Source organism: Intestinimonas sp. UBA1698 (assembly GCF_002320075.1).
GTDB lineage: Bacteria > Bacillota > Clostridia > Oscillospirales > Oscillospiraceae > Intestinimonas > Intestinimonas massiliensis.
This window is the reverse complement of sequence record NZ_DCJO01000031.1, coordinates 61,325-75,193: the sequence shown is the minus strand read 5'-3', so window position 1 is coordinate 75,193 and position 13,869 is coordinate 61,325. Positions and strand designations below refer to the sequence as shown.

Sequence of the window (13,869 nt, the reverse complement as noted above, 5' to 3'; positions counted from 1 at the left end):
AGGCATAAAACAAGGAGGCACAGCATAGGCTGTGCCTCCTTGGAGCAATCCCTCGGGGGTTATCCCGCCGGCGTGGCGCTGGGGGTCGCTGCGGCCTCCGGGCTGCCGGACTCGGTGGGCGTGGTCTCGGCGGGCTCGGGCTGGGCGGCGGCGGTCATCTCGGCGCGCAGGTCCACCAGGGCGGTGTAGAAGCTCTCGGCATTGAGCTGGTCGAAGGCGGCGGTCTTCTCCACCTGGGCCTCCTCCATCCACTGGTCGGACTGCTCGTTCATCTTGGCTGTGGTGTACTGGTTCCGGGTGTCGGCGGTATCGGCGTCCAGCCGCAGCAGGATGTGATAGCCGTAGGTGCTCTGGACGGGGTCGCTGATCTCGCCCACGGCGAGGGCTGCCGCGCCCTGGGTGAACTCCGTGACCAGGGAGCCGCTGCCGTCCAGCAGGGCGCCGGAGGCGTCAAAGACGTAGCCGTCGGGGTTGTTGACCGCGCCGGTGGAGCTCACATCGGACGTGTTGGCGGCCATGAGCGCGTCGAACTTCTCTTCGGTGTCCCCAGCGGCCTTGAGCTGGGCCCGGATCTCGTTGGCCTTCTCCAGGGCGGCGGCCATGCCGTCGTCGGTGACGTTGCCGTCGGCGTCCTTGGTGGGCTCGGCGGCGATCAGGATGTGCTTGGCCCGGACCACGCCGTTGTCTTCCAGCCACTGGCCCATGGCCTCGGCGGTGAGGCCGTCGCCGCCGAAGAGCTTATCCTTCAGGTGGCCGTAGATGTAAGGGGTCTGGTTGACCATGTCGAAGGTCTCGCCGGAGATGCCGATGAAGGCCAGCCAGCGCAGGTACTCGCTCTCGGCGTCCCCACTGGTGCCGGAGGCCTCGAGCTGGCTCTTCAGCTCGGCCACCTGTGCGTCGTAGTCGGCCTTGTCCTCGTCGGTGAGGCCGCAGTCCTGCTCCTCGGCCTTCTGCCATACCACCTCGTAGAGCTTGGCGGTCTCCAGGGCGTTGTTGAGGACGTAGTCCCGGGTGGGCACCCCCTCCAGCTCCTGGTCCCAGTTGATGTCGCCGCCGCCGTAATACTGGTTCATCTGCATCACCTGGTCGGCGGAATAGGCCACCCAGTAGAGCAGCTCCTCGGCCGTGATCTCCCGGCCGTTGACGGTGGCCACCGCCGTATCCCGAGCCATGCCGATGGTCTCCTGGATCACGTCGGCGGGGACGCCGTCGGGCAGCGTGACGGAGGGCTTCGGGGAGCTCCCCTGTCCGCCTCCGCAGCCCGTAAGGGCGGTGACCAGCAGCGCGCCGGCGGCGGCTGCACTCAGCAGCTTTTTTCCAAATCTCATTGCATTCTCTCCTTAAATAGGGTCCCAAATCTTCGGGAACACGGCTTTTATCATACCACCTTTTGTCCCCAAACACAACGGGAATCCCGTCATGTTTACACCCCGTTCAAGGAAATTTCACGAAAGAGGGGCCGCGCCGGAAGGCGCGGCCCCTGGGGCATCATGGCAGATCCGCCCGGAGCACCAGCGCGCCGGCCAGGCCCAGCCGCTCCAGCACCGCCAGGGTGTCGGTGGCGGTTTTCTGTACGGTGATGGTCACGGAGCGGGTCCTCTCCCGGTTGGCCCGCTGGGTGGAGTCGGCCGCCAAAGCCGTTTCCGCCCCGGCCGCTTGGCCCTCCGGCACATAGAAGGTCAGCTCCAGATCGTTGTAGTAGCAGTTGGTCTGCCGCTGGGCGTCGTCCAGCAGATAGCGCCGGCCGATGCGGCCCGCCTTCAGGTCGGACTGCAAGGCGGCCAGCAGGTCGTCCCAGCCCTCCTGCGGGACGGCCGCCCGGCCCGCCTGGACCTCCTCGGCGTAGCGGTCGGCGTATTCCTCGCCGTACTTTTCCGCGTTTTCAGCCCACTGCCGGCCGTCGTCCGTCACCGTCAGGTAGGCGTCTACCAGCCTCCAGCCGCTGATGTCCGCGGGGAAGTAGCCGTACCAGGTCACCTCCGGCCGGTTGATGAGCGCCTGGAGCCTGGCCGCGGCGGAGTCCGGGTCGGCGAGCATGTCGGCAGTGAGGAACAGGTCGTCGTAGCGCCGCCGCACCTGGGCCCCGGTGTCCAGATCGTAGGAGATCCGGAGCTGGACCGAGTCGGCCTTCTGTATGTCCCGCAGCACGGTGCCGTCGGCCAGGGTGACGTCGCCGTACCAGCCGTCGAAGTCGCTCCGATCTCTGTCAACGGCGTCCTTTTCCTCCACCACGGCCCGGTGGAGCTCGGTGACCAGCCGGATGAGCTCCGGGTCGCTGGTGTCCAGCCCCACAGACCTGCCGTCGTCGTTGGGGGCGGTGTAGGGTCCGTACAGGGTGAGGGAGACTACCCGGTCCGGGTCGGGGACCCGGCGCTCGAAGCCCGTCAGGTCCAGCTCCATGACGGCGGTGGCGGCGGTCATGGCGCACAGCAGGAGGACGCACCCCTTCCAGGAGCCCTTAAAGACCCAGAAGGCCTTCTGCAGCAGCATCTCCGCCACAAAGTAGCCCATGGCGCCGCACAGGAGCATGAACAGCAGCAGGGTCCAGGCCCCCTGGGGCAGGTTCCAGCCCAGCCAGGCGTACAGCACCGAGCCGAAGGCCAGGCCGGCGCACAGACCCACGCCGTACTTGAAGATGGGTCGCACCCAGCTCACCGCCACCACGTCGCCGGCGGTCTCCAGCGAACGGCGGCGGTAGAGGCACAGGGCCAGGACCGCCAGCACCAGCCCGGCCAGGGCGTAGACCAGGGCATAGCCGAACCCTTGGAACCGGATGGCCAGGACCACCGCCCCAGCCTCATCCCACTCCTGGGTGGCCCCCACCTTGTCGATCAGCTTGGCCACGGGGGTCAGCCACAAGGCTGCCCGCTCCACCCCGTCGATGCCGGAGAAGCCGAAGACGAACTGCCGCAGCACCGCGCTGACGAGCACGTAGAGCCCGGTGGCCAGGCCGTTGAGAATGGCGTAGAAGGCGGGCAGGGCCAGGATGTGGCCGGTGAACATGGCGCAGAAGACGGCGAAGGAGTAGAAGAACAAAGCGTAGCACACCTGGCAGCCCAGCCACAGGCCCAGGGCCCCGGCGTTGAGGCAGCCCTTGGCCGCCTCGGCCAGCAGGGCAAGCCCGAAGACTGCGACGGCGGGCAGCAGCAGGAAGCTGAGTCCGGACAGATAGTTGGTGAGGAACAGCCCCTCCCGCTTCACCGGCAGGGCGTGGAGCATCCCCACGCTGCGGCTCTGATACAGGTAAGAGAACACCGCCATGGCGGCGAGGATGGCGAAGCCCACCGACAGGATCACGCTCAGTTCCCCGGCATACTCCAGCACAGTGTAGTTGGCGAAGTGGTTGGCCCCCTCGTCCAGTCCGCTCCAGCTTCCGCCGCCCCGGTAGTTGGTCATCAGGTTCAGCGGCAGGGCCACGAGCCAGACCAGCCCGTACAGGGCCCATACGGGCCAGAACCGGGCCATGTTTTTCTTCCAGAGCGTGGGGTAGAACCAGCTCTTAGAGGACGATGTCGCGGACTTCATAGTCCTCACCTCCCAGCTCATAGATAAAGATCTCCTCCAGGGTGAGGGGCAGGGCGTCCATCAGGATGGGGGCGTAGACGGCCAGGCGGTTGGTGACCTCGGTGGCGTTGCCCCGGATGATGAGGGTATGGATGCGCCCCACCTGGGACACGTGGAGGACCTCCAGGTCGTCGGGCAGCTTGGGCAGCTCCTTTTCCTGAAAGACCACCTGCATCTTGACCACGTTCTCCTGGAGGTCGGAGAGCCCCCGCTCCACCAGCACTCTGCCGTGGGAGAGGATGCCCACGTGGTCGCACACGTCCTCCAGCTCCCGCAGGTTGTGGGAGGAGACCAGCACGGTGGTGCCGTGCTCGGCCACGTCGGACATGAGCAGGCTCCACACCTGACGGCGCATCACCGGGTCCAGCCCGTCCACCGGCTCGTCCAGCACCAGCAGATCGGGCCGGCAGCACAGACTCAGCCAGAAGGCGGACTGCTTCTGCATCCCCTTGCTCAGCCGCCGGATGGGCTGCTTTTCGTCCACCAGAGTGAAGATGTCTTTCAGCGCCTCATAGCGTTTTGGGTCAAAGCGGGGGTAAAAGCCCCGGTAGAAGCGCATCATGTCCCGGGTGGAGGCGGAGAGGAAATAGTAGAGCTCGTCGGGGATGGAGGCCATGCGGGCCTTGACGGCCGGATTTTCGTACACCGGCTCCCCGGCCACCAGCACCTTGCCCTCGTCCTGGCGGTAGATGCCGGTGATGTGGCGCAGGATGGTGGACTTGCCCGCGCCGTTGGGCCCCACCAGGCCGTAGATGGACCCATCGGGGACCGTCATGGTCAGGCCGTCCAGGGCCCGGAAGCCCTCAAAGGTCTTGACCACGTTCTGTACTTCGATCATGCCTGCGTCTCCTTTCCCTTGGCCGCCCGAAGCCGGGCGGCCAGCTCCTCGGGGGTGAGCCCCAGAAAGAGGAGCTCCGACGCTGCGGCGTCGAACTGCCGCAGCAGGGCGTCCCGCCGGACGGTGTTGATGCCGCCCCGCTCGGCGGCGAAGGAGCCCTTCCCCGCCACGGTGCAGAGATAGCCCTCCCGCTCCAGGGCCTCGTAAGCCCGCTGGATGGTGTTGGGATTGATGGCCAGCGAGCTGGCTAAAGCCCGGACGGACGGCAGCTTGTCGCCGGCCTGGATGGCCCCGGTGACCACCAGATGCCGCAGGCCGTCCTTGACCTGCTCGTAGATGGGCCGGGCATCCCGGTAATTCAGACTCAACATGTCTTTGTCCCCATCCTCCTTTATGAAACTGTACTAAGCGTCTTAGTACGGTTATGATACCCATTTTCCCTCGGAAGTGTCTTAAGGATTTATGAAGATTTTCGATCTTCCATCAAAAATCACATGACAAGGCCGGCGCAATGGGCTATACTATGGGCAGAAAAAACATTCTGTAAAGGACCTGGTGACCTCTGCCTATGTATTATGACTACAATTACCGCTGTTTTGTGAACTGCGTCCGGGACCTGCTGGACTCCCCGGAGGTCCAGTCCATGCGGAGCATCCGCCACCACCCGGGCATGAGCTGTTACGACCACTCGGTGTTCGTATCCTACGTGGCCTTCCGGCTGGCCCGCCGGTGGAAGCTGGACTACAGGACCGCCGCCCGGGCGGGGCTGCTCCACGACCTGTACCTCTATGACCCCCGCCAGCCCGGCAGCCACCAGGGCAACCAGTGCTTTGCCCACCCCAAGGCGGCGCTGAGCAACGCCTGGGCCCTGTGCGGCTCCCTGACTCCCAAGGAGGAAAACATCATCATCTCCCACATGTGGCCCCTGGCCCGGAAAATGCCGCGGTACAGGGAATCCTTTGTGGTCAACCTGGCCGACAAGACCTGCGCCACGCTGGAGGTGGTGGGTCTGTACCGTTATCTGCGCCGCCGGCGGCGGCGCAAGGCGGCGGCCGCCGCCTGATCTCCCCGGCATTTGTGAAATTGACCGCGTCTTTTGTCAAGGGCGCGGTCTTTTTGTCCATTTTTGCGGAAAAATTTTTGCAATTTTCGGTGCAAAGCCTTGGGCCATTTGTTATAATGAATCCTGTAAAGAATTCGTATGCCCGTATGGGATGGGAGGTCCCTTTTATGGAATCTTTGGGCGCGATTGTATTTCTGCCCCGGGAGGACGATTTGCCCTCCCTCATGCTGGAGGATATCCTGTTCGACCCGGCGGCCCGGTGGCTCTCGGCGGCTCTGGAGCGCGCCGGCGCGGAGCGCTTTCTGGTGGTCTGCCACGACGATGACCGCGCCGCGGCGGAGGCCTGCTTCCCCGCCGGGACGGAGTTTGTCACTGCCGGCGCGGTGGACGCCAACCGGCGTCTTACCGCCTTTCTCACCGGCCTGAGCGGCCCGGTGGCCGTGTTTACCCGTCCTGTCTTTTTGGATGACCAGGGGGCGACCCGGCTGAGCGGAGGGGATCTGCCCCAGGGCGAGGACTCCGGCGTGTACGCCATCTCCGCCGCCGCGCTGGGCGCCGCGGTGGAGGGGGGCGGCGACTTTCTCACCAGCCTGCGGGCCGAGGGCAAGGTGTTCGGCGTCCGGCCCGGTCTGTTCCATGGCCTGCTGCCCCTGGACCGCTGCGCCCCCACCTGGGACAGCGCCCAGGACTTCGCCCGGTACGCCTCCATCACCCGGCTGCAATCGGAGCTGGGTACTGCTCCGGTCCGCTTTCTGGACAAGGGCAGCGTCTACATCGGCCCCCGGGTCAGCGTAGGCGGCGGCACCCGCATCCTCCCCGGCACCATCCTGAAGGGGGAGACCGTCATCGGCCGGGACTGTGAGATCGGCCCCAACACCATGATCACCGACTGCGCCATTGGGGACCGGGTGACGGTGAATGCCTCCCAGCTCAATGCGTCCACCGTGGACGACGGGACCAAGATCGGCCCCTTCGCCTACATCCGTCCCAACTGCCGCGTGGGCCGGGACGTGAAGGTGGGGGACTTTGTGGAGCTGAAAAACTCCACCGTGGGGGACGGCACCAAGATCTCCCACCTGACCTATGTAGGGGATACCGATGCCGGATCGCGCATCAACTTCGGCTGCGGCACGGTGACGGTGAATTACGACGGCACGGCCAAGTTCCGCACCACCATCGGGGACGGGGCCTTCATCGGCTGCAACACCAACCTGGTGGCGCCGGTGAAGATCGGCGAGGGGGCCTACACCGCGGCGGGCAGCACCATTACCGACGACGTGCCGGCCGACTCGCTGGCCATCGCGCGCTCGTCCCAGACCATCAAAATCCAGTGGGCCGCCAAACGGCGCCGGGCCAGGGGAAAGAAGTGAAAAACCGCGCTGACTGTATGACGACGCGGAAAATTTATAAAAATTTGTGAGGGATGTTGAAATGATCGCACATGGCAAGGACATCAAGATATTCTCCGGCAACTCGAACCGGGCGTTGGCGGAGAATATCTGCCGGGAACTGGGCACCCAGCTCGGCAACGCCGAGGTAGGGGCCTTCTCCGATGGGGAGAACTTCGTCTCCATCTACGAGACGGTTCGCGGCTCCGACGTGTTCGTGGTCCAGTCCACCTGCTCTCCCGTCAACGACAATCTGATGGAAATGCTCATCATGATCGACGCGTTCAAGCGGGCCTCCGCCGGCCGCATCACCGCCGTGATGCCCTACTTCGGCTACGCCCGGCAGGACCGGAAGGCCAAGCCCCGCGACCCCATCTCCGCCAAGCTGGTGGCCAACATGATCGTGGCCGCCGGGGCCGACCGGGTGCTGACCATGGACCTGCACGCCTCCCAGATCCAGGGCTTTTTCGACATCCCCGTGGACAATCTGCTGGGCAACCCCATCTTCACCCAGTATTTCCACCAGCGGTACGAGGGCCACGAGGACGAGACCATCGTGGTCTCCCCCGACGTGGGCTCCGTGGCCCGGGCCCGGGCCTTTGCCCAGAAGCTGGGGATGGGCCTGGCCATCGTGGATAAGCGCCGTCAGAAGGCCAACTCCTCCGAGGTCATGAACATCATCGGCGACGTGCGGGACAAGAAGGTCATCCTCTTCGACGACATGGTGGACACCGCGGGCTCCATCTGCGGCGCGGCCCAGGCTCTGGTGGAGCTGGGCGGGGCCACCGAGGTCATCGCCTGCGCCAGCCACGGCGTGCTCTCCGGCCCGGCTATCGAGCGCATCGAGAAAAGCGCCCTCAAGGAGATGGTGTTCCTCGACACCGTTCCCGCCCGCCCCGAAGTAAAGTGTGATAAGATCAAATATATCTCCGTGGCCCACATGTTTGCCGAGGCCATCGAGCGCATCTACGAGGAAGTCTCTGTCTCCAAGCTCTTTCTCTAAGGACCGTTTTCAACACCAATGCACAGGGGCGGAGCGATGCTCCGCCCCTGTGTCGTTTCGATTGAGGTAATTATGTTTTTTGGCAAGAATCGCTCCTCCGGCGGCGTGGAATGGCTGCTGGTCTGCCTGGGCAACCCCGGGGACCCGTATGAGAACACCCGCCACAACGTGGGCTTTCAGGTGGCCGACGAGATCGCCGCCCGCAAGGACGTGCCCGTTCAGCGCCTGAAATTCCGCGCCCTCACCAACACGGTGGAGCTGGGCGGAGCCAAGGTGCTGCTGATGAAGCCGGTGACCTATATGAATCTGTCCGGCGAGGCCGCCCGGGAGGCCGCCGCCTTTTACAAGGTGCCGCCGGAGCGGGTGCTGGTGGTATCCGACGACGTGGCCCTGCCGCCGGGCAGGCTGCGCATCCGGAAGGGGGGCAGCGCGGGGGGCCACAACGGGCTGAAAAACCTGATCCAGCATCTGGGCACCGACCAGTTTCCCCGGGTCCGGGTGGGCGTAGGGGAAAAGCCCCGTCCGGACTACGACATGGCCGACTGGGTGCTGGGCAAGCTCCAGGGGGAGGACAAGAAGGCGGTGGATGCGGCGGTGAAGCGCGCGGCGGACGCGGTGGAATGCCTCATCCGGGAGGGCCCCGACCGGGCCATGAGCCGATATAACGGCTAATCCCCGTCCGCCAGCTCCCGCCCCGCGTCCAGGCCCAGCGCCAGTCCCAGGCGGCTCCCGCAGAGTCCCCCGCTTCGAAAAAATCCGGTCTTTTGGTGTCACTTTTTTCCTAATTTTCAATTTCAGAATGGGAGGCTGCCATGAAATTACTCACCCAGATCCTCTCCGGAGTACCGGAATTCCCCCGCCTGCTGGCAGCTCTCGACTCGGGGGGCTGTCCGGCGGCGGTGTCCGGCCTGTCCGCCGTCCACCGAGCCCACTTTGCCGCCGGGATCTGGCAGCAGACGGGCCGCCCGGTGGTGCTGCTGTGCGCCGACGAGACCGAGGCCGACCGTCTGGCTGAGGACCTGACCGCCTTTACCGGCCAGGCCGTCCGGCGGCTGTCCGCCCGGGACTTCACCTTTCACAACGCCGCCGTGGTCTCCCGCCAGTGGGAGCACCGGCGGCTTTCGGCGCTGCGGGCGCTGGCGGCGGGGGAGTCTCCCCTGACGGTGTGTACGGTGGAATCCCTGCTCCAGCGCACCCTGCCCCGCACCCTGCTGACCCAGTGCGCCCAGATGCTGCGGGTGGGGGAGTCCCACGATCTGCCCGAGCTGGCCGAGCGGCTCGCGGCGGCGGGCTACACCCGGTGCGAGCAGGTGGAGGGCGTGGGGCAGTTTGCCCTGCGGGGCGGCATCCTGGACGTTTTTTCCCCCGCCTTTGACAGGCCGGTGCGGGCGGAGTTCTTCGGGGATGAGATCGACTCCATGGGCCTGTTCGATGTGTCCAGCCAGCGGCGGACGGTAAATCTGCGGGAGGCGGAGATCCTCCCCGCCTCCGAGGTGCTGCCCCAGTTCGCTCCCGGCGGCTTCCCCGGGCTGCTGGAGGCCCTGGACGGCCTGATCGCCCGGGTCGAGAAGTCCAAGCCCTCCCACCCCGCCCTGCTGGCCACCCTGAACGAGGACCGGGAGCGGTTCCAGGCCGGGGTGGCCTTTCCGGCGGTGGACCGCTATCTGGCCCTGATCTATCCCCAGATGGCCACGGCGGCGGACTATCTGCCCGAGGACGCGGTGGTCCTGTTCTGCGAGAGCCCCCGGGTGGCGGAGCGGGCCAAGCACTACCTGTGGCGGCTGGAGGAAGATGTTAAGACCCTTTTGGAGGGTGGCCAGGTATCGGGTGAGCTGGCGGTGTACGCCCGCACCATGGAGGAGCTCTGCCGGGTCCTGGGCGACTACCCGGTGTGCTTCCTGGATGCCTTTGCCTCCTCGTCCTATCCCCTGCGGCCCCGGGTGATGCTGGACGTGATGGCCAAGCAGCTCCCCTCCTACGGGGCCAGCTTGGAGACCGCCGCCGGTGACCTGCGCCACTACCAGGGCGCCGGCTTCGGCGCGGTGGTGCTGGCCGGGGGGGAGCAGCGCTGCTTAAACCTCCAGTCCCTGCTGCGGGAGGAGAAGGTACGCTCGGCGGTGGACTTTGCCCTCCACGACCTGCCCGGCCCGGGCCAGGCGGTGCTCTGCGTGGGCGGGCTGTCGGCGGGCTTCGAGTACCCCGACGCCAAGCTGGCGGTGCTCACCGAGGGCCGCCCGGCGGCCCCCAGGAAGCCCCGGCCTAAAAAGCAGACCAACCGGCAGAAGCTGGACTCCTACGCCGACCTCTCCCCCGGCGACCTGGTGGTCCACGAGCACCACGGCATCGGCCGGTATGTGGGCATGGTGAAGATGACGGCCGACGGGGTGCAGAAGGACTATGTGAAGATCAACTACGCCGGGGCGGACGTGCTGTACGTCCCGGCCACCCAACTGGACCTGGTGAGCAAGTACATCGGCGCGGGCGAGAACGTGGAGGCCAAAAAACTGTCCAAGCTGGGCGGCGCCGACTGGGAGAAGGCCAAGACCCGGGCCAAAAAGGCGGTGGCCGACCTGGCCAAGGGGCTGATCCAGCTCTACGCCGAGCGCCAGCGCCTGCCCGGCTACGCCTTTTCCCCCGACTCCCCCTGGCAGAAGGAGTTCGAGGACCAGTTTGAGTATACCGAGACCGACGACCAGCTCCGCTGCATCGCGGAGATCAAGCGGGACATGGAGAAGGCCACTCCCATGGACCGGCTCCTGTGCGGCGACGTGGGCTACGGCAAGACGGAGGTGGCCTTCCGGGCCATCATGAAGTGCGTGCTGGACGGCAAGCAGGCGGCCATACTGGCCCCCACCACCGTCCTGGCCCGGCAGCACTATCTCACCGCCAAGCGCCGCTTCGCCAAGTTTCCGGTGGAGATCGACGTGGTCTCCCGGTTCCGCACCGCCGGTCAGATGCGTGCCACCCTGCAAAAGCTCCAGGCGGGGAAGATCGACCTGCTCATCGGCACCCATCGGCTGTTCCAGAAGGACGTGAAATTCAAGGACCTGGGCCTGCTGGTGGTGGACGAGGAGCAGCGCTTCGGGGTGGCCCATAAGGAAAAGCTGAAGGAACTGAGCAAGCAGGTGGACGTGCTCACCCTGTCGGCCACGCCCATTCCCCGCACGCTGAACATGGCCCTGAGCGGCATCCGGGACATGTCCACGCTGGAGGAGCCCCCTCAGGACCGTCTGCCGGTGCAGACCTATGTGCTGGAGCACGACTGGGGGGTGCTGGCCGACGCCATGAAGCGGGAGCTGGAGCGGGGCGGCCAGGTCTACTACCTCCACAACCGGGTGGAGACCATCGAGCGCACCGCCGCCCGCATCCAGGCCCTTCTGCCGGAGGCCCGCATCGGTGTGGGCCATGGCAAGATGACCCAGGATGAGCTCTCCGACGTGATGAGCCACATGACCGACGGGGATCTGGACATCCTGGTGTGCACCACCATCATCGAGACGGGCATCGACATCCCCAACGCCAACACCCTCATCATTGAGGACGCCGACCACCTGGGTCTGGCCCAGCTCCACCAGATCCGGGGCCGGGTGGGCCGGTCGGCGCGCCGGGCGTCGGCCTACATGACCTACCGCCGGGGCAAGGTGCTCACCGAAGTGGCGGCCAAGCGCCTGGGTGCCATCCGGGAGTTCGCGGAATTCGGCTCCGGCTTCAAGATCGCCATGCGGGACCTGGAGATCCGCGGAGCGGGCAACGTGCTGGGCCCCGAGCAGTCCGGCTTCCTGTTGAGCGTGGGCTACGACATGTACCTGAAGCTGCTGGAGGAGGCGGTGCTGGAGGAGCGGGGAGAAAAGCCGGAGCTTCGGGCCGAGTGCGCCGCCGACCTCACCGTGGCAGCCTCCATCCCGGACCGCTACGTCCCCTCGCCGGAGCAGCGCATGGACCTGTACCGCCGCATCGCCCGCATCCGCAGCGAGGAGGAGGCGGACGACCTGGTGGACGAGCTGGTGGACCGCTACGGCGACCCGCCCCGGCCGGTGAACAACCTGATCTCGGTGGCTCTGCTGCGGGCGGCGGCGGCCAAGTGCGGCATCACTGAGATCGCTCAGCGGGGAGAGCGGCTCAACTTCACCCTGCGGGACCCGGACCTGGCCCGGGTGTCGGCCATCGCGGGCCGTCCCGCCTACCGGGGCCGGCTGCTCTTCTCGGCGGGCGACAAGCCCTACCTCTCCCTCAAGGTGAAAAAGGGCGAGGACCCGGTGAAGCTGTCGTCCAAGCTTATCGAGGAATACGGTGCAGCGGCTCCCTGAGGGCGCTCTTCCCGCTTTTCGTTGCGCTGGCAGGAATTTTGTTCTGTCCAGCGCATCGTTTTTTCCGGTCCTCCGTCGTTTTTTTGCCCTCCCTTCCTGGGGGGGCTGAGACCCCTTTTTCAGCCCGGGCGCACCGTCTTTTCCCCCTGTCAAGAAAAATTTTTTGCGCACTTTTTTGTAAAAAGCGCCTTTTTTAACCATTGGGTGAATTCTTCCCTATTGGTTGAAACGTCCAGACCCCTTGCAAATCGGACGTTTTTTCTCAGATTGGTGCTACCACTATCATTTCTATGCAAAAGCTATTTGTGAATCGTATTATTTGTATTGTGCAAATATTCGATACTTTTTCGTTGCTTTTTTAGGGACAATCGTGTATAATTGAAAATTGAAGGGAAGCGAATCATTTAAATTATGCAAAACTCATAATTGATGGAGGTAATGTCATGCGCGAAGTGTACATTGTAAACTGCTGCCGTACTGCTGTTGGTAATTTTGGTGGCTCTCTGAAGGATGTCCCCGCAGCCGATCTGGGCGCGATCGTGGTCAAGGAAGCCCTGAAGCGCGCCAATGTCGCCCCCGAGAACGTGGATGAGGTCATGTTCGGCTGTGTGCTGACCGCCGGCCTGGGCCAGAATGTGGCCCGCCAGGTCAGCGTGAAGGCCGGCATTCCCTTCTCCGTCCCCTCCTACACCGTCGGCATGGTCTGCGGCTCCGGCATGAAGTCCGTCATCGAGGCCGCCCGTACCATCCAGGCCGGTGACGCCGACATCATTGTGACCGGCGGCACCGAGAACATGTCCGCCGCTCCCTTTGCCCTCCCCGACGAGCGCTGGGGCGCCCGCATGGGCGACAAGAAGGCCGTAGACACCATGATCAAGGACGGCCTGTGGGACGCTTACAATAACTATCACATGGGCACCACCGCCGAGAACATCTGTGACGTGTGGGGCATCACCCGCGAGGAGCTGGACGCCTTCGGCGCCTCCTCCCAGCAGAAGACCGAGGCCGCTCAGAAGGCCGGCAAGTTTGCCGACGAGATCGTGCCCGTGATGATCAAGAAGAAGAAGGAAATGGTGGAGTTCAAGGTGGATGAGTTCCCCAAGGCCGGCGTGACCGTCGAGGGCATCGCCAAGCTGAAGGGCGCTTTCCCCTGCGGTCCCGAGGGCGTGGAGGACGAGATCGTCCACACCTTTGAGGTGACCGAGTGCCACGAGGCCGACGCCCACAAGCACGTGCAGCGCGTCACAGCCGCCCAGGCCTCCGGCATCAACGACGGCGCGGCCGCCATCATCGTGGCCTCCGGCGAGGCCGTTGAGAAGTATGGCCTCAAGCCCATGGCCAAGCTGGTCTCCTGGGGCCAGGGCGGCGTGGACCCGAAGATCATGGGTGTGGGCCCCGTGCCCGCCTCCCGTCAGGCCATGAGCAAGGCCGGCCTGACCATCGAGGACATGGACCTGGTGGAGGCCAACGAGGCCTTTGCCGCTCAGTCCATCGCCGTGGCCCGTGAGCTGCACTTTGACATGAGCAAGGTCAACGTCAACGGCGGCGCCATCGCCATCGGCCATCCCGTCGGCTGCTCCGGCGCCCGCATCATCGTCACCCTGCTCCACGAGATGCTCAAGCGCCCCGACGCCAAAAAGGGTCTGGCCACGCTGTGCATCGGCGGCGGCCAGGGCGTTGCCACCATCTTCGAAAAGTGCTGAATT

10 protein-coding genes are annotated in these 13,869 nt (G+C 65.2%); 6 read left to right on the top strand and 4 right to left on the bottom strand.

The genetic code is table 11. The features are described 5' to 3' along the window. Positions 1-59: 59 nt before the first annotated feature. The 4 genes from B3H64_RS06735 to B3H64_RS06720 form a co-directional block, all read right to left on the bottom strand. Positions 60-1,328: a peptidylprolyl isomerase gene (locus B3H64_RS06735; protein WP_286733964.1), complete on the bottom strand. Its 1,269-nt coding sequence runs from the start codon at positions 1,326-1,328 to the stop codon at positions 60-62. A gap of 160 nt (positions 1,329-1,488) precedes the next feature. Continuing rightward, positions 1,489-3,525 carry a hypothetical protein gene (locus B3H64_RS06730; RefSeq protein ID WP_286733961.1) on the bottom strand — a complete coding sequence of 679 codons (2,037 nt, stop codon included), beginning with the start codon at positions 3,523-3,525 and terminating at the stop codon, positions 1,489-1,491. Then, positions 3,500-4,402, bottom strand: coding sequence for an ABC transporter ATP-binding protein (locus B3H64_RS06725; protein WP_050617556.1), 903 nt, complete (start codon positions 4,400-4,402; stop codon positions 3,500-3,502). Before B3H64_RS06725 ends, B3H64_RS06730 begins: the two co-directional genes overlap by 26 nt. Next, a complete protein-coding gene (locus B3H64_RS06720; RefSeq protein ID WP_050617555.1) occupies positions 4,399-4,773 on the bottom strand; it encodes a GntR family transcriptional regulator in 375 nt (124 codons plus the stop codon). The genes B3H64_RS06725 and B3H64_RS06720 overlap by 4 nt, the downstream gene beginning before the upstream one ends. Before the next feature lie 197 nt (positions 4,774-4,970). On the opposite strand from B3H64_RS06720, the gene B3H64_RS06715 reads away from it, so the two are divergent. The 6 genes from B3H64_RS06715 (at position 4,971) to B3H64_RS06690 (ending at position 13,866) form a co-directional block, all read left to right on the top strand. Continuing rightward, entirely contained in the window at positions 4,971-5,465 is a 495-nt protein-coding gene (locus B3H64_RS06715; protein WP_050617554.1) for an HD domain-containing protein, read from the top strand. A gap of 167 nt (positions 5,466-5,632) precedes the next feature. Beyond that, positions 5,633-6,835 (top strand): UDP-N-acetylglucosamine diphosphorylase, encoded by a 1,203-nt coding sequence (locus B3H64_RS06710; RefSeq protein WP_286733956.1) that lies wholly within the window; start codon positions 5,633-5,635, stop codon positions 6,833-6,835. 61 nt (positions 6,836-6,896) lie between these two features. Continuing rightward, a complete protein-coding gene (locus B3H64_RS06705; protein ID WP_050617552.1) occupies positions 6,897-7,856 on the top strand; it encodes a ribose-phosphate pyrophosphokinase in 960 nt (319 codons plus the stop codon). A 72-nt stretch (positions 7,857-7,928) separates the two neighbouring features. Continuing rightward, the gene (gene pth, locus B3H64_RS06700; protein WP_286733952.1) at positions 7,929-8,528 is read left to right on the top strand and encodes an aminoacyl-tRNA hydrolase; all 600 of its coding nucleotides are present in this window, start codon (positions 7,929-7,931) and stop codon (positions 8,526-8,528) included. A 140-nt stretch (positions 8,529-8,668) separates the two neighbouring features. Next, a complete protein-coding gene (gene mfd, locus B3H64_RS06695; RefSeq protein WP_286733946.1) occupies positions 8,669-12,163 on the top strand; it encodes a transcription-repair coupling factor in 3,495 nt (1,164 codons plus the stop codon). Between the two features lie 443 nt (positions 12,164-12,606). Next, positions 12,607-13,866: an acetyl-CoA C-acetyltransferase gene (locus B3H64_RS06690; protein WP_050617549.1), complete on the top strand. Its 1,260-nt coding sequence runs from the start codon at positions 12,607-12,609 to the stop codon at positions 13,864-13,866. Positions 13,867-13,869: the final 3 nt, after the last annotated feature.